17 protein-coding genes are annotated in these 14,079 nt (G+C 70.4%); 12 read left to right on the top strand and 5 right to left on the bottom strand.

Annotated elements, in window-relative coordinates; genetic code table 11:
- The first annotated feature begins 10 nt into the window (after window positions 1-10).
- The 8 genes from ACVW00_RS20145 (at window position 11) to ACVW00_RS20110 (ending at window position 6,152) form a co-directional block, all read left to right on the top strand.
- Window positions 11-748, top strand: coding sequence for a hypothetical protein (locus tag ACVW00_RS20145; protein WP_457112675.1), 738 nt, complete (start codon window positions 11-13; stop codon window positions 746-748).
- 23 nt (window positions 749-771) lie between these two features.
- The gene (locus ACVW00_RS20140; protein ID WP_457112674.1) at window positions 772-1,917 is read left to right on the top strand and encodes an acyl-CoA dehydrogenase family protein; all 1,146 of its coding nucleotides are present in this window, start codon (window positions 772-774) and stop codon (window positions 1,915-1,917) included.
- Window positions 1,918-1,925: 8 nt separating this feature from the next.
- The gene (thpR, locus tag ACVW00_RS20135; RefSeq protein ID WP_457112673.1) at window positions 1,926-2,492 is read left to right on the top strand and encodes an RNA 2',3'-cyclic phosphodiesterase; all 567 of its coding nucleotides are present in this window, start codon (window positions 1,926-1,928) and stop codon (window positions 2,490-2,492) included.
- 27 nt (window positions 2,493-2,519) lie between these two features.
- Window positions 2,520-2,750 carry a hypothetical protein gene (locus tag ACVW00_RS20130; RefSeq protein WP_457112672.1) on the top strand — a complete coding sequence of 77 codons (231 nt, stop codon included), beginning with the start codon at window positions 2,520-2,522 and terminating at the stop codon, window positions 2,748-2,750.
- Window positions 2,751-2,829: 79 nt separating this feature from the next.
- Entirely contained in the window at window positions 2,830-3,198 is a 369-nt protein-coding gene (locus ACVW00_RS20125; protein ID WP_457112671.1) for a hypothetical protein, read from the top strand.
- 185 nt (window positions 3,199-3,383) lie between these two features.
- A complete protein-coding gene (locus ACVW00_RS20120) occupies window positions 3,384-4,799 on the top strand; it encodes an HNH endonuclease signature motif containing protein (RefSeq protein ID WP_457112670.1) in 1,416 nt (471 codons plus the stop codon).
- Between the two features lie 28 nt (window positions 4,800-4,827).
- Window positions 4,828-5,457: an NADPH-dependent F420 reductase gene (locus tag ACVW00_RS20115; RefSeq protein ID WP_457112669.1), complete on the top strand. Its 630-nt coding sequence runs from the start codon at window positions 4,828-4,830 to the stop codon at window positions 5,455-5,457.
- 53 nt (window positions 5,458-5,510) lie between these two features.
- The gene (locus ACVW00_RS20110; protein ID WP_457112668.1) at window positions 5,511-6,152 is read left to right on the top strand and encodes an ACT domain-containing protein; all 642 of its coding nucleotides are present in this window, start codon (window positions 5,511-5,513) and stop codon (window positions 6,150-6,152) included.
- A 15-nt stretch (window positions 6,153-6,167) separates the two neighbouring features.
- Here ACVW00_RS20110 and ACVW00_RS20105 read toward each other — a convergent pair whose 3' ends face one another.
- The 3 genes from ACVW00_RS20105 to ACVW00_RS20095 are packed head-to-tail and all read right to left on the bottom strand — an operon-like array spanning window position 6,168 to window position 7,373.
- Window positions 6,168-6,611 carry a nitroreductase family deazaflavin-dependent oxidoreductase gene (locus ACVW00_RS20105; RefSeq protein ID WP_457112667.1) on the bottom strand — a complete coding sequence of 148 codons (444 nt, stop codon included), beginning with the start codon at window positions 6,609-6,611 and terminating at the stop codon, window positions 6,168-6,170.
- A 43-nt stretch (window positions 6,612-6,654) separates the two neighbouring features.
- Window positions 6,655-6,987 (bottom strand): thioredoxin, encoded by a 333-nt coding sequence (gene trxA, locus ACVW00_RS20100; protein ID WP_457112666.1) that lies wholly within the window; start codon window positions 6,985-6,987, stop codon window positions 6,655-6,657.
- Window positions 6,984-7,373 carry a MerR family transcriptional regulator gene (locus ACVW00_RS20095; protein WP_457112665.1) on the bottom strand — a complete coding sequence of 130 codons (390 nt, stop codon included), beginning with the start codon at window positions 7,371-7,373 and terminating at the stop codon, window positions 6,984-6,986. Before ACVW00_RS20095 ends, trxA begins: the two co-directional genes overlap by 4 nt.
- A gap of 95 nt (window positions 7,374-7,468) precedes the next feature.
- Between ACVW00_RS20095 and ACVW00_RS20090 the strand changes: the two genes are divergently transcribed.
- The 4 genes from ACVW00_RS20090 to ACVW00_RS20075 all read left to right on the top strand — a co-directional run bounded on the left by ACVW00_RS20090 (window position 7,469) and on the right by ACVW00_RS20075 (window position 10,864).
- The gene (locus ACVW00_RS20090) at window positions 7,469-8,386 is read left to right on the top strand and encodes a 1,4-dihydroxy-2-naphthoyl-CoA synthase (protein WP_457112664.1); all 918 of its coding nucleotides are present in this window, start codon (window positions 7,469-7,471) and stop codon (window positions 8,384-8,386) included.
- A 113-nt stretch (window positions 8,387-8,499) separates the two neighbouring features.
- Window positions 8,500-9,294 carry an ABC transporter ATP-binding protein gene (locus ACVW00_RS20085; RefSeq protein WP_457112663.1) on the top strand — a complete coding sequence of 265 codons (795 nt, stop codon included), beginning with the start codon at window positions 8,500-8,502 and terminating at the stop codon, window positions 9,292-9,294.
- Window positions 9,291-10,067, top strand: a complete 777-nt coding sequence (locus ACVW00_RS20080; protein WP_457112662.1) for an ABC transporter permease — start codon at window positions 9,291-9,293, stop codon at window positions 10,065-10,067. Before ACVW00_RS20085 ends, ACVW00_RS20080 begins: the two co-directional genes overlap by 4 nt.
- A 29-nt stretch (window positions 10,068-10,096) precedes the next feature.
- Window positions 10,097-10,864 (top strand): MerR family transcriptional regulator, encoded by a 768-nt coding sequence (locus ACVW00_RS20075; RefSeq protein WP_457112661.1) that lies wholly within the window; start codon window positions 10,097-10,099, stop codon window positions 10,862-10,864.
- A 21-nt stretch (window positions 10,865-10,885) separates the two neighbouring features.
- Here ACVW00_RS20075 and ACVW00_RS20070 read toward each other — a convergent pair whose 3' ends face one another.
- Together ACVW00_RS20070 and ACVW00_RS20065 are read right to left on the bottom strand one after the other, a co-directional pair.
- Window positions 10,886-11,569: a response regulator gene (locus ACVW00_RS20070; protein ID WP_457112660.1), complete on the bottom strand. Its 684-nt coding sequence runs from the start codon at window positions 11,567-11,569 to the stop codon at window positions 10,886-10,888.
- Window positions 11,566-14,079, bottom strand: a complete 2,514-nt coding sequence (locus tag ACVW00_RS20065) for a DUF4118 domain-containing protein (RefSeq protein WP_457112659.1) — start codon at window positions 14,077-14,079, stop codon at window positions 11,566-11,568. Before ACVW00_RS20065 ends, ACVW00_RS20070 begins: the two co-directional genes overlap by 4 nt.

The raw sequence follows: 14,079 nt of genomic DNA, 5'->3' as shown, positions 1-14,079 counted from the left end.
TGATGGCCACGTGCATCGGGCTCGGGTGAAGGTCGTGGTGGCGCTGGCTGCCGCGGCGGCCCTCGTGTCGGGATGCGCCGGCACCGGCCCCACCGCCGCGCCCAGCCCTCGCTCGGGGGAGGGCGCCTTCGCCGACCTCTCCGGCCGGCAGGTCGCCGAGGCGACGGCGGCAGCGCTGAAGAAGGTCTCGTCGGTCCATCTGGAGGGGACCGGCAGGTACCGGGGCGACGACGCCACGATGGACGTCGCCGTCAACAGGGCGGGGACCTGTGTCGGGGGCTTCGAGGTGGGCGGCGCTCGCTTCGACGTCATCCACGCACCCGACGGGCGGTGGCTCTTCCGGGCCAACGCGAGGTACTGGCAGCAGTTCGGACCACGCAGGCACCACGCGCAGCTGGTCGAGCGGTTCGGCGACCACTGGGTCGACGTGTCCGACGAAGACCTCAGCGACGAGCTCAAGGCCAACTGCGACCTCTCGGCGCTGCGGGCGGAGATCATCCCCGACGACGTCGACGGCTGCGTCAAGGGCCTCGGCGGGCCGGCGACGGAGGAGCCGACCGTCCAGGTGATGTGCGACGACACCCGCGTCTGGGTGCAGGCGGTTGCCCCGCACCGTCCTGTGAAGTACGACGGGCCGCACGGCGACGACATCGAGGACATCACCTTCAGCGACTACGACCGGCCCGTGAAGGTCGACCTGCCTCCGGACGACCAGATCATCGGCGTGGGCGACAGCGCCCTGGTGTGACCCGATCCACCTACGATGGCCGCATGGAGCGCAGCATCTACGAGGCCGACCACGAGTCCTTCCGCCAGTCCGTCCGGGAGTTCCTCGAGCGGGAGGTCAAGCCGCACCTCGAGGACTGGATCGACCAGAAGGCGATCCCGCGGGAGTTCTGGCTCGCCGCGGGCAAGCAGGGCTTCCTGGGGCTGGAGATCCCCGAGGAGTACGGCGGGTCCGAGGCCGGTGACTACCGGTTCAACGCCGTGCTGACCGAGGAGCTCGCCAAGGTCAACATGGCGCTGCCGAGCTGCGTCGGCATCCACGCGGACATCGTGGCGCCGTACCTGGTGCACCTGACCACCACCGACCAGAAGAAGCGCTGGCTCCCGCGCTTCTGCTCCGGCGAGCTGCTGACCGCGATCGGCATGACCGAGCCGAGCGGCGGCTCGGACCTCGCGGCTCTGAAGACCACGGCGGTCCGCGACGGCAACGAGTTCGTGATCAACGGCTCGAAGACCTTCATCACCAACGGCTACTCCGCCGACCTCGTCATCGTCGCCGCGCGCACCACCCCGGAGAAGAAGGCCCGGGGCATCACGCTGTTCGGCGTCGACACGACGCTCGAGGGCTACTCGAAGGGCCGCAAGCTCGACAAGGTCGGGCAGCCCGAGTCCGACACCGCCGAGCTGTTCTTCGAGAACGTCCGGGTCGGCGAGGACGCGATCATCGGGGAGTTCGACAACGGCTTCATCCACATGATGCAGTGGCTGCCGCAGGAGCGGCTCGGGTCCGCGATCACCAACCTGGCGCACGCGCGGGAGATCCTCGACGAGACGATCGCCTACTGCCACGACCGGTCGGCCTTCGGGCAGTCGATCGGGCAGTTCCAGCACAACAAGTTCCTGCTGGCCGAGCTGGTCACGCAGGCCGAGGTCAGCCAGGCCTTCGTCGACCAGTGCGTGCTGGCCCACCGGCAGGGTGAGCTCACCGCGATCGACGCCGCGAAGGCGAAGTGGTGGACCTCCCAGGTCCAGAACGACATCCTCGACGCCTGCGTCCAGCTGCACGGCGGCTACGGCTACATGAACGAGTACCGCGCGGCACGCGCGTGGCGCGATGCCCGGGTGACAAAGATCTGGGCCGGCTCGAACGAGATCATGAAGGAGCTCATCGGGCGCGACCTGGGCTTCTGACCTCGCCGATGCGGATGTTCGTCGCGGCCGTGCCGCCGCTCGACGTGCTCGAGGACCTCGAGGAGTTCCTGTCCGTACGCCGCGAGGCGGCTGCCTTCCGCTGGACGGTCCCGGAGCAGTGGCACCTCACCCTCGCGTTCCTCGCCGAGGTCCCGGACCGGACCCACGACGACCTGGTCGAACGGCTGTCGCGGGCGGCGCGCAAGCGCCACCCGATGCGCGCGACGATCGGTGGCGGCGGTGCGTTTCCCCATGTGGGGCGGGCGAAGGTCCTCTGGGCAGGAGTCTCGCTCGACGACCCCGAGGAGCTGCGTCGCCTCGCGACCGGCTGCCGTGCCGCGGCCGCCCGGGCCGGCATCGAGGTGGCCGGCGAGCGCTTCAAGCCGCACCTGACCCTCGCCCGGATGGGCCACCCGGTCGAGGCAACGCCCTGGGTGCGGCTGCTCGACGGCTATCGCGGCCCGGCGTACGACCTCGACGAGATCAGCCTGATCGCCTCGCACCTGGGCGAGGGTCCGCGGAAGCGGCCCCGGTACGAGGTGCTCGAGACGTTCCGACTCGGGGTTGGAGGGTGAGCCGCCGCGTCGTGCGACACTCACCGGATGGCCGTGGTCCCCGTCTGGTTGGGTGACCTGCCACTCCCTCTCCGGTCCGCACTCGTCGGAGCAGCGGGCCTCGGTGCTCTTGGCGGCCTCGCCGGGCTCGTGCTGGGGCTCATCGCACATCCGGCGACCGCGTGGTTCGCGATCCTCGAGGTCGGCGTGCCGACAGGCATGCTGGGAGGTGTCCTCGGCCTCCTCGGCGGTTGGGTCGCCGGTCGGCTTCGGCCGTAGCAACCGGCACCAGGGCTGTAAGCAGCCGCGATCCGGCTCGGCTGAGCTCCCGGCGCGGCCGGCGGGCTAGCCTGCGATCGTGACCGTCGCCCGCAAGCTGCAGATACCGGCCGCGGCGACGGTGGTGGTCCTGGGGCAGCCCGCCGACGTCGACCTCGAGATCCCGGGCGACTGCCTGGTGCTGAGCGATCCTGCGGACGCGGCGGAGGCAGCGGCGGTGATCGGCTTCGTCGTACGGGCGGGCGATCTCGACGAGCTCGGCGGTCCGGTGCTGGCCGCCGCGCGGGAGGATCGGGTCGCCTGGATCGCCTACCCGAAGGCACGCCAGCTCGGCACCGACCTCAACCGCGACATCCTCGCCGAGCTGGTCCAGGGGCGTGGCGCGCAGCCGGTCCGGTCGGTCTCGCTGGGCAGCGTCTGGTCGGCGCTGCGGTTCCGGCCGCTCTGAGGTTCAGCAGGAATCTGCTGAACCGGGCCGACCGGGAATTGTCGGTGCTGGCTGGTCGAATGGATGCAGGGTCGATCACCACTACTCGGGAGGTGTCGGTGCCGACGTACCTGGCAGAACGAGCTCCAAACCCACGTGACCTCGAGCTCGGCCGGCTCGGACCGCCGACCCGGAGCCTGCAGCCGTTGAGCGACCGCGACGTGCTCCTTGCCGGCCGGCGGGCGCGCATCGCGGAGAACCGGGCGAACGGTCAGCGGTGGCTCTGCTTCGTCGAGTTCTACCGCCGCCGGCTCGACACCGAGGAGCAGAAGCGAGCAGCGTCCCCGCACTTCGCACTCACAGCCCGACAGGAGACGGTGGTCGAGATCGGCTCGCTCTGGGGGATGGATGCCGCGCGGGTGCGCAAGGAGCTCAACGTCGCGCTCCATCTCTGCCAGTACGCCGAGCCGATCCGGGAGATGTGCGAGGCCGGGCAGCTCGACGGCTACCGGGCGAGCCTGGTCGCCGACGCGGCTCGACAGAAGCTGGACTCCGCAGACGAGATCGCGAAGTTCATGACCAGGATGCTGACCTTCCTGCGCAAGAGTCTGACCGGCGTCGACGGTGACCCGGAGTCCGAACCGCTGGTCACCTGCACGGTGCGGCAGCTGCGCAACAAGATCGACTACGAGATCCGCAAGCTGCAGCCGACGCGGGAGGACGAGCTGTTCCGCCGCGCCTTCGAGTCACGCGGCGCCTGGGCACGCGACGACGTGCCCGGCATGGGCTGGCTGTCGGTCAACGGCCGCATCGACAAGGTCAGGCTCGCCGACCACCGGCTGAAGCTGGCGGCCCGGCGCCGACGCCAGCAGGGCGACGAGCGGACCATCGACCAGCTCAAGGCCGATCTCGCGCTGGACCTCCTGATCGGGACGCAGGACGCGGCACCGGTGCCGGTGTACGCGCGACCGATCGTCAACCTCACCGTCCCGATCCAGACCCTGATGGGGATCGCCGACGATCCCGGGGTGCTGTCCGGTGGCACGGTGGTGCCGGCCTCGCTCGCCCGGATGATCGCCCACGAACCGGGCGGCACCTGGCACCGGATGCTCACCGACGAGGCCGGCCACCTGGTGGAGCTCTCCACGAAGAGCTACCGACCGACCGGCCCGATCTGGCGCCAGGTGGTGGCCGAGCACTCCACCTGCTTCCGGCCCGGGTGCGACGCTCCCTCGACCGAGGACGACCTCGACCACCGGGTCGCCTGGCCGCTCGGGGCGACCGACACCGCCAACCTCTGGCCAGGCTGCCGCGCCGACCACCGCACCAAGCACGCGCCCGGGTTCGCCATCGAGCAGGCCTCCGACGGCGGCTACGTGTTGCGCACCGCGTCCGGCTTTCGCCATCCGATCGCTCGCACGACGCACCCTGTGTCCGACGACTTCTCGTGGGCCGACCTGGAAGCCGACGGATTTCAGCTCTCCGCGACTGAACTTCGCGACGCGATCGTCGGTCTGCGCGACTGGGCCGAGCTCAACCGGCCGCGGTCACCGGAGCAGCTCTGGGAGGAGGACTTCGACGAGGGGCTGACCGAGGAGGAGTGGGCAGCGACCTACGCGTAGACGCACGCGGGAGCCGTAGGCTCCCGGCATGAGGATCGCGGTGATCGGGACCGGCTCTGCCGGCAGGCAGCTGGCCGACGGGTTCCGGCGGATCGGGCACGACGTCGTGGTCGGCACCCGCGATCCGGCGGCGACCGCGCAGCGCGACGAGTGGGCCGGCAACGACGTACCGCTGGTCGCGATGGCCGACGCCACCACCGGCGCGGACCTGGTCGTCAACGCGACCGGGGGAATGGTCAGCCTCGAGGCGATGGCGCAGGTCGACCTCGACGGCAAGGTGCTCATCGACGTCTCGAACCCGCTGGACTTCTCCGACGGGTTCCCGCCGCGTCTCAGCGTGGCGGACACCGACAGCCTCGCCGAGCAGATCCAGCGCGCGCACCCCGAGGCGCGGGTGGTCAAGGCGCTGAACACCGTGAACGGTGCGGTGATGGTCGATCCGGGCCGGCTCGCGGAGGCGACCACGATCTTCGTCGCCGGCGACGACCCGCCCGCCCGTGAGGCCGTCCGCGCGCTGCTCGGGGAGCTCGGCTGGGTGGACATCGTCGAGTTCCCCAGCCTCGAGGCTGCCCGCGGACTCGAGATGTGGCTGCCGCTCTGGGTGCGGCTGATGGCCAACCTCGGTACGGCCGATTTCAACCTTCGGCTCGTCCGCTGAGGGGCGCTGAGACAGGAAATCCGGGCGAAACGAGCGTTGGCTAGGGTCGCTGCATGTCCTACCTGCTTCGCGTCGAGCTGCCTGACGTCCCGGGATCGCTGGGCCGGCTGGCGAGTGCGATCGGTGCCTCGGGGGCCAACATCGACGCGATCGAGATCGTCGGCCGTGACGCTGAGGCGGGCACGGCGATCGACGACGTGTTCATCGCCGCGGACGCCGAGGTGATGCCGGACAGCATCGTCTCTGCGTGCACCTCCCTCGACGGGGTCAAGGTCCTCTGGATCTCGCGGTACGCCGCCGGCGGCAACCTCTTCCTGGACCTCGAGGCCGTCGAGTCGATGACCGAGGACCCGGCGAAGGCGATCGAGCGGCTCGTGGACTCGTTGCCGACGGTCTTCCTGGTCGACTGGGGGGTGCACCTGCGCCGCGACGGCGAGACGGCAACTGTCGTGCACGGCACGCCGGCGGCCCCGACGGAGATCCCCGAGAAGATCGTCTGGCCGGCGAACCTCGAGAAGGGTCAGCTGGTCGAGGTGCCGGAGGAGTGGTCCGACCTGCTGGTCGCGGGCTCGCCCCTCGGCAACGACGAGCTGGTCGTCGTCGGCCGGCGCGGCGGACCGGAGTTCCTCGACTCCGAGATCGCCCGGCTGGCGCACCTCATCGCGATGGCCGCCTCGCTGCGCCGCAACGCCTGACCGCTCGGGGTCCGGTCAGTCGACGGGCTCGAGCAGGAAGACGGGGATCAGCCGGTCGGTCTTCTTCTGGTACTCGCCGTACGTCGGCCACGTGTCGACGGCGTACTGCCACCACTCGGCGCGCTCGTCGCCCTCCAGCAGGCGGGCACGGTAGGTCTTCTTGACCGGACCGTCCTGGAGGTCGACCTCCGCGTGCGCGAGGAAGTTGTGGTACCACTCGGGCTGCTGGGGGGAGCCACCCTTGGAGGCGATGGCGACGTACTTGCCGTCGCGCTCGACCCTCATCACGGGGTTCTTCCGCAGCTTGCCCGACTTCACGCCGACCGACGTGATCACCACGATGGGGTCGCCGGTGCGCTCGAGCACGGTCGCCTCGGTCCCGCCGGAGGCCTCGAACCGCTCGACCTGCTCGCGGACCCAGTCCTGCGCGCTCGGCGCGTACTCACCTTGAAGCGTCATGTCAGGGGAATGCCCGAGACGGGCGCGAACATTCCCCACCGGCTCAGGCGGGCGCCAGCGCCTTGTCGAGCTCCCGCTCGATCGCCGACTTCGGCCGGGCACCGGTGAGCTGGAGGACCGGCTCGCCGCCGTCGAAGAGCAGCATCGTCGGCAGCCCCAGCACGCGGTAGCGCGCGGACACGAGCGGGTTCTCGTCGGAGTTGATCTTCACCACACGCAAGGTGTCGGTGCGCTCCTCGGCGATCTTCTCGACGACCGGCGCCACCAGGTGGCACGGGCCGCACCACTGCGCCCAGAACTCCACCAGCACCGGGAGCTCGGAGCCGAGCACCTCCGCCTCGAACTGGTCGTCGGTGATCTCGTGGACTGCACTCATCGTTGCTCCTTCGGGGTCCGGTAGCTCTCGGCCTGGGCGAGGAGGTCCGCCAGCTGGCTGCGCAGGCCCGACAGCTCGGCGATGCGGTCGTCGATGTCCGCGATCCGGTCCCGGTACGCCGAGAGCGAGGCCGGGCAGACGTCCGCCCGGTCGTTCCCGGCGCGCAGGCACTCGACGAACGGATGGATCTGCTCGGCGGTCAGCCCGAGCGACAGCAGCGCCCGCACCTCCCGCACGACCCGCACGTCGGCGTCGTCGTAGAGGCGGTAGCCGTTGGTGGCGCGACGCGGGCTGATCAGGCCGCGCGACTCGTAGTAGCGCACCGCCTTCACGGTGACGCCGGCGCGCTCGGCCACGCCTTTGATGGACATGGTCTCGCTCTGCATGGTGGTCTCCTCGTCGACGACCGTAGACGTTGCCCCCAGGGTCAAGGTCAAGCCCTCGCTGGTTGAGCCTGTCGAGACGCCGATAGATTCCCGCCATGAGCGCGATCGAGGGCGTGAGCGAGATCTTCGACCCGGCCGACTGGGACGTCGTACCGGGGTTCGAGGACCTCACCGACCTGACCTACCACCGCGCCAGGGCGCACGGCACCGTGCGGATCGCGTTCGACCGGCCCGACGTGCTGAACGCGTTCCGGCCGCACACGGTCGACGAGCTGCTGCGCGCGCTGGAGCATGCCCGGACCTCCTCCGACGTCGGCTGCGTGCTGCTCACCGGCAACGGGCCGTCGGAGAAGAACAGCAAGTGGGCCTTCTGCACCGGGGGCGACCAGCGGATCCGCGGCAAGGCCGGTTACCAGTACGCCGACGGCGAGACCGCGGACACCGTGGACAAGGCGAAGATGGCCCGCCTGCACATCCTGGAGTGCCAGCGGCTGATCCGGTTCATGCCCAAGGTGGTGATCTGCCTGGTCAACGGCTGGGCGGCCGGAGGGGGCCACTCCCTGCACGTGGTGTGCGACCTGACCCTCGCCAGCGCCGAGCACGGGCGGTTCAAGCAGACCGACGCAGACGTCGGCTCGTTCGACGGCGGCTTCGGGTCGGCGTACCTCGCCCGTCAGGTGGGCCAGAAGGTCGCGCGGGAGATCTTCTTCCTGGGCCAGGAGTACTCCGCCGAGGACGGCGTGCGGATGGGCACGGTCAACCGGGCGGTGCCGCACGCCGAGCTCGAGAAGGTCGGCCTCGAGTGGGGCCGGCTGGTCAACAGCAAGAGCCCGACGGCGCAACGGATGCTGAAGTACTCCTTCAACCTCATCGACGACGGCCTGGTCGGGCAGCAGCTGTTCGCCGGCGAGGCGACGCGGCTCGCCTACATGACCGACGAAGCCCAGGAGGGCCGCGACCAGTTCCTGGAGAAGCGCGAGCCGGACTGGTCGCCGTACCCCTGGTACTACTGACGCCCCTGTCCGCTTGACCTTGACGCTGCGTCAACCCTGCACGCTGGTCCTCGAGGCCATCGGGGCCTCTTCCGAGCATGGCGGGAACCGCCAGGAGGAGTCAGGTGCAGCAGGTGGAGACAGTGGAGATCGTGGGTGAGCAGGTCCCGGGTCCGGCGATCAGCGTCCGGGGCCTGGAGAAGTCGTACAAGGAGCTGCGCGTCCTGCGCGGGGTGGACTTCGACGTGGCGCGGGGGAGCATCTTCGCGCTGCTCGGCTCGAACGGTGCGGGGAAGACCACGGTCGTGAACATCCTGGCCACCCTGCTCGAGGCTGACGCCGGCTCGGCCGTGGTCAACGGGTTCGATGCCGCCGCGGACGCCGCGGGCGTGCGTGAGTCGATCAGCCTCACCGGGCAGTTCGCGGCCGTCGACGAGGTGCTGACGGGACGGGAGAACCTCACGCTGGTCGCCCGGCTGCGGCATCTCGACGAACCCGGCGAGGTCGCCGACCGGCTGTTGGGACGGTTCGGACTCGCGGACGCCTCCGGACGCCGGGTGGCGACGTACTCGGGCGGCATGCGGCGCCGTCTGGACATCGCGATGAGCCTGATCGGCAGCCCGCCGGTGATCTTCCTCGACGAGCCGACCACCGGTCTCGACCCGCAGGCGCGGATCGAGGTCTGGCAGACGGTCAAGGAGCTCGCCCACGGCGGCACGACGGTGCTGCTGACCACGCAGTACCTCGACGAGGCCGAGCACCTCGCCGACCGGATCGCGATCCTCCACGAGGGCCGCATCCTGGTCAGCGGGACCCTCGCCGAGCTCAAGCAGCTCATCCCTCCGGCGAAGGTCGAGTACGTCGAGAAGCAGCCGAGCCTCGAGGACGTCTTCCTCGCACTTGTCGACAACCAGGGAGTGGCACGATGACCAGCACCCGCACGAACAGGCACCTCGTGGGCGACAACCTCGTCCTCCTCGGCCGGTCGCTGCGCCACATCCTCCGCAGCCCGGACACGATCATCACGACCGCGATCATGCCCATCGCGTTCATGCTGCTGTTCGTCTACGTGCTCGGCGGTGCGATCCGCACGGGAACCGACTCCTACGTCACCTACCTGCTGCCCGGCATCCTGGTCATCACGATCGCCTCGGGCATCTCCTACACGGCGTACCGGCTCTTCCTGGACATGCAGAGCGGCATCTTCCAGCGGTTCCAGTCGATGCCGATCGCACGGTCCGCGGTGCTGTGGGCGCACGTGCTGACCTCCTTGGTGGCCAACCTGGTCTCGCTCGCAGTCGTCGTGCTCGTCGCCCTGCTCATGGGCTTCCGCTCCGGCGCCGGGGTGCTGGCGTGGCTCGCGGTCTGCGGCATCCTGGTCCTCTTCACGTTGGCCCTGACCTGGCTCGCCGTCATCCCCGGCCTCACTGCGAAGTCGATCGACGGCGCGAGTGCGTTCTCCTACCCGCTGATCCTGCTGCCGTTCATCAGCTCGGCGTTCGTGCCCACCGACACCATGCCGGGCCCGGTGCGCGCCTTCGCCGAGCACCAGCCGGTGACCGCGATCGTCGACGCCGTTCGCGCGCTCTACGCCCAGCAGCCGGTGCAGAGCGACGTGTGGGCCGCGCTGGCGTGGTGCACCGGACTGCTCGTCGTCGCGTACGGTCTGGCGATGGCGGTCTACCGCAGGAGGTTCTCCTGACGAGCGCGCGGACGGGACAGGTCGTGGGCATGCTGACGATCGGGCAGCTGGCGTCCCACGCCGGGGTGACGGTCCGGGCGGTCCGGCACTACCACCAGGTCGGACTGCTTCCCGAGCCGCCGCGAGATGCGTCGGGCTACCGTGCGTACGACGCCGCCGCTGTCGTCCAGCTCATCAAGATCCGGACGCTTGCGGAGGCCGGCGTGCCGCTCTCCCGTGTGCACGACCTGCTGGATGCAGACGCCGAGACGTTCGCGGCGGCCACCGAGGAGATCGACCGTCGGCTCCGCACCGAGATCAGCTCGCTGCAGGCGCACCGCCGGCGGATCCGGCAGCTGGCCGCCGGCGACTCACTGGCACTTCCGGACGAGGTGGTCGGCTTTCTCGACCGGCTCCGCGACAGCGGCGTGCCGCCTGCGCTGGTCGAAGGCGAGCGCGATGGCTGGATCCTCGTCGCCGCCCGCTGGCCTGACCAGATCCCCGCGTTGATGACTGACAAGCATGCGCAGCTGGACGATCCGAGGATGTTGCAGCTCTACCGGTTGATCGGGGAGCTCGTCGAGGCCGGCGCCGACAACGACGTGCGGCTCGGCGCGGTCGCGGACCTCTTGGTCCAGATGCTGGAGGAGGCCGACGAGCGCGGCGAGCTGGAGCGACAGGGCCAGGAGATGGACGACGAAGGCTTCATCGCCCTCCTCGACTCCTTCGCCTCCGACTCACACCCGATGATGGCGCGCCTCCAGGAGCTGATCGCCGAGCGGGGCTGGACCGGATGGACACGGATCGAGAAGGTCTGACCTCCGCTCACGGCGCCGGCGCTACGGCTCGAACCGGTAACCCAGCCCTGGCTCGTTGACCAGGTGTGCGGGGTTGGCGGGGTCCGCCTCGAGCTTGCGTCGTAGCTGGCCCATGTAGAGCCGGAGGTTGCCGTGGGCGTTCTCGTACCCCGGACCCCAGACCTCGGCGAGGAGCTGGGCCTGGCTGAGCAGCTTGCCGGGATTGCGGACGAGCACCTCGAGCAGCTGCCACTCGGTCGGGGTCAGCCGTACGTCGGTGCCTTCGGACTCGTTGGTCACCCGACGGTTGGCCAGGTCGACCAGGAACTCGCCGAGCTTCACGACCGGCTGGTCCTCGGCGACCGGCGTACCGCGGCGGGTGATCGCGCGCATCCGGGCGAGCAGCTCGTCCATGCCGAACGGCTTGATCACGTAGTCGTCGGCACCTGCGTCGAGTGCATCGACCTTGTCCGCGCTGTCCGTGCGTCCGGACAGGACGAGGATGGGGACCGTGGTCCAGCCACGAAGCCCGGCGATGACCTCGGTGCCGTCCATGTCGGGCAGTCCCAGATCGAGGATGACCAGGTCGGGAGGGTGCGCTGCTGCGACCCGCAACGCCTCGGCGCCGGTGTCAGCGCTGAAGACCTCGTAGTGGCGCGCACGCAGGTTGATGGCCAGCGCGCGCAGGATCTGTGGCTCGTCGTCGACCACCAGGACGCGGGTCACCGGTCCCGCTCCGGGACGTTCTCGTGCACGGCCTCGAGGGCGACGACCATCGTGAGACCTCCTCCGGGCGTCTCGTCAGGCTCGAGTGTCCCGTGCATCGCCTCGGTGAGGCCGCGTGCGAGCGCCAGCCCGAGCCCGACGCCCGTGGTGTTGTCGGTGTCGCCGAGCCGCTGGAAGGGGAGGAACACCCGCTCGCGATCGGCCTCCGAGATGCCGGGGCCTCGGTCCACGACCCGGATCTCCACCCGATCGCCCAACCTGCTGGCGGTGACCAGCGGCGGACGGTCTCTCGGTGAGAATCGCTGCGCGTTCATGACCAGGTTGGCCAGGACCCGTTCCAGCAGTCCGGGGTCGGCGTACACCTCCGGCAGGTCCTCCGGCATGTCGAGCAGCGGACGGCCGTCCGAACCCAGGTTGTCGACGGCCCGGGCGACGACCTCGTCGAGCCGGACCGGCCCCATGTGCAGGGAGAGCGCGCCTGCCTGGAGCCGGCTCATGTCGAGGAGGTTGCTCACGAGTCCGGCCAGCCGGTCCAGCGACTCGTCGGCGGTCACGAGCAGCTCCCGCCGGTCCTCGTCGCCCAGGCGGATGTCGCTGCTCAGCAGGCTGGAGACCGAGGCCTTCGCAGCGGCCAGAGGGGTGCGCAGGTCGTGGCCGACCGCAGCGAGGAGGGCCGTCCGCATCCGGTCGGCTGCGGCGAGGGGTGCAGCTTCGGCGGCCTCTCCGGCGAGGCGGATCCGGTCGTGCACCAGGCCGACCTGCGCCGCGAGGGCGCCGATCAGGCGCTGGTCCTCGGCCTGGAGCAGGCCCCCCCGCAGGGCGAGGACGAGCCCGTCACCCGCCGGGACCTCGGTCTCGGCCTCGCTGGGTTCCGCGCACGGCGGGCCGGCGCTCGCCAGCCGATCCCAGCCCGCCTCACCCTTCTCGAACAAGGTCGCCGAGCGGAGACCGAAGGTCTCACGCACGCGTTCGAGCATCTCCAGGAGCGCTTCCTCGCCCCCCAGCACGCTCCCGGCGAGACCGGCGAGCACCCGCGCCTCCGACGCCGCCCGGGCGGCCTCACGCGTCCTGCGGGCGGCGAGGTCGACGACCGAGCTGACCAGGGTCGCGACCAGGATGAAGACGAACAGGGCGAGGGCGTTGTTGGTGTCGCGGATCGTAAGGGTGTGGAACGGCGGCGTGAAGAAGAAGTTCAGCAGCACCGATCCCGAGACCGCCGTCACCAGGGCGGGCAGCAGCCCGCCGACGAGCGCCACGACCACGGTCATCAGCAGGAACAGCAGCATGTCGCTGACCAGGTTCACGCTGCTGCGGAACGGCACCAGCAGCAGGGTGAGGAGGGGCGGCAGGACGACTGCGATCAGGAGGCCACGCACGCGACGCTGCCGGCTCAGTGCACCCCCGGCTCGGGGCAGGTTCGGGCCCCGCGCTCGTTCACCGTGGGTGACGATGTGCACGTCGATGTCGCCGGACGCGGCGATCGTGTTCGCGGCATTGCCCGGCCCGAGGATCCGGGCGAGCGCGGGACGACGGCTGTCCCCGAGCACGAGCTGGGTGGCGTTCTCGGCGCGGGCGAAGGCGAGCAACGCGCCGGGCACGTCGTCGCCGAGCACCTGGTGGAAGCTGCCGCCCAGCGACTCGACGAGCTGGCGCTGTGCGGCGAGCGCCTCGTGGCTGGCTCCCACGAGCCCGTCCGAGCGGGCGACGTGGACGGCGAGCAGGTCGCCCCCGCTCGACCGTGCGGCGATCCGTGCGGCACGCCGCACCAGGGTCTCGCCCTCCGGTCCGCCAGTGAGGCCGACCACGATGCGCTCGCGTGCCTCCCAGGTGCCGGTGATGTCGTGCTGCTCGCGGTATTGCTTGAGCGCGTCGTCGACGCGGTCGGCGGTCCACAACAGGGCCAGCTCGCGCAACGCGTTGAGGTTGCCTGCCCGGAAGTAGTTGGACAGGGCCGCGTCGACCTTCCCGGGGGCATAGACGTTGCCGTGCGCCAGCCGGCGCCGCAGAGCCTCGGCGGTCATGTCGCGCAGCTCGATCTGGTCGGCGGCCCGGACCACCGCGTCCGGGACCGTCTCCTGCTGCGCGACGCCGGTGATCTTCTCGACCACGTCGTTGACGGACTCGAGGTGCTGGATGTTCACCGTCGTGACCACCTCGACGCCGGCCTCGAGCAGCTCCTCGACGTCCTGCCAGCGCTTCTCGTTGCGGGATCCGGGCACGTTGGTGTGCGCCAGCTCGTCGACGAGCGCCACCTTCGGGTGCCGGGCCAGGACCGCGTCGACGTCCATCTCCTCGAACCTCGCGCCGCGGTACGACAGGGTGCGCCGGGGCACGACCTCGAGGTCGCCGATCATCTCCTCGGTGAACCGGCGGCCGTGAGTCTCGACGAAACCCACGACCACGTCGGTCCCACGTTCGGCCCGGCGGTGCGCCTCGCCGAGCATTGCGTAGGTCTTGCCCACGCCCGGCGCTGCGCCGAGGTAGACCCGGAGCTTCCCGCGGGTTCCCAC

Source organism: Marmoricola sp. URHA0025 HA25 (assembly GCF_054059435.1).
The sequence above is the reverse complement of the archived record's forward strand: the minus strand, read 5'-3'. Positions and strand labels throughout refer to the sequence as shown.

Bases quoted from the DNA above. Each gene is read 5' to 3' on its own strand.
- ACVW00_RS20140 (WP_457112674.1), top strand. From the start codon at position 772: ATGGAGCGCAGCATCTACGAGGCCGACCACGAGTCCTTCCGCCAGTCC.
- thpR (WP_457112673.1), top strand. From the start codon at position 1,926: ATGCGGATGTTCGTCGCGGCCGTGCCGCCGCTCGACGTGCTCGAGGAC.
- ACVW00_RS20130 (WP_457112672.1), top strand. From the start codon at position 2,520: ATGGCCGTGGTCCCCGTCTGGTTGGGTGACCTGCCACTCCCTCTCCGG.
- ACVW00_RS20115 (WP_457112669.1), top strand. From the start codon at position 4,828: ATGAGGATCGCGGTGATCGGGACCGGCTCTGCCGGCAGGCAGCTGGCC.
- ACVW00_RS20110 (WP_457112668.1), top strand. From the start codon at position 5,511: ATGTCCTACCTGCTTCGCGTCGAGCTGCCTGACGTCCCGGGATCGCTG.
- ACVW00_RS20105 (WP_457112667.1), bottom strand. From the start codon at position 6,611: ATGACGCTTCAAGGTGAGTACGCGCCGAGCGCGCAGGACTGGGTCCGC.
- trxA (WP_457112666.1), bottom strand. From the start codon at position 6,987: ATGAGTGCAGTCCACGAGATCACCGACGACCAGTTCGAGGCGGAGGTG.
- ACVW00_RS20095 (WP_457112665.1), bottom strand. From the start codon at position 7,373: ATGCAGAGCGAGACCATGTCCATCAAAGGCGTGGCCGAGCGCGCCGGC.
- ACVW00_RS20090 (WP_457112664.1), top strand. From the start codon at position 7,469: ATGAGCGCGATCGAGGGCGTGAGCGAGATCTTCGACCCGGCCGACTGG.
- ACVW00_RS20080 (WP_457112662.1), top strand. From the start codon at position 9,291: ATGACCAGCACCCGCACGAACAGGCACCTCGTGGGCGACAACCTCGTC.
- ACVW00_RS20075 (WP_457112661.1), top strand. From the start codon at position 10,097: ATGCTGACGATCGGGCAGCTGGCGTCCCACGCCGGGGTGACGGTCCGG.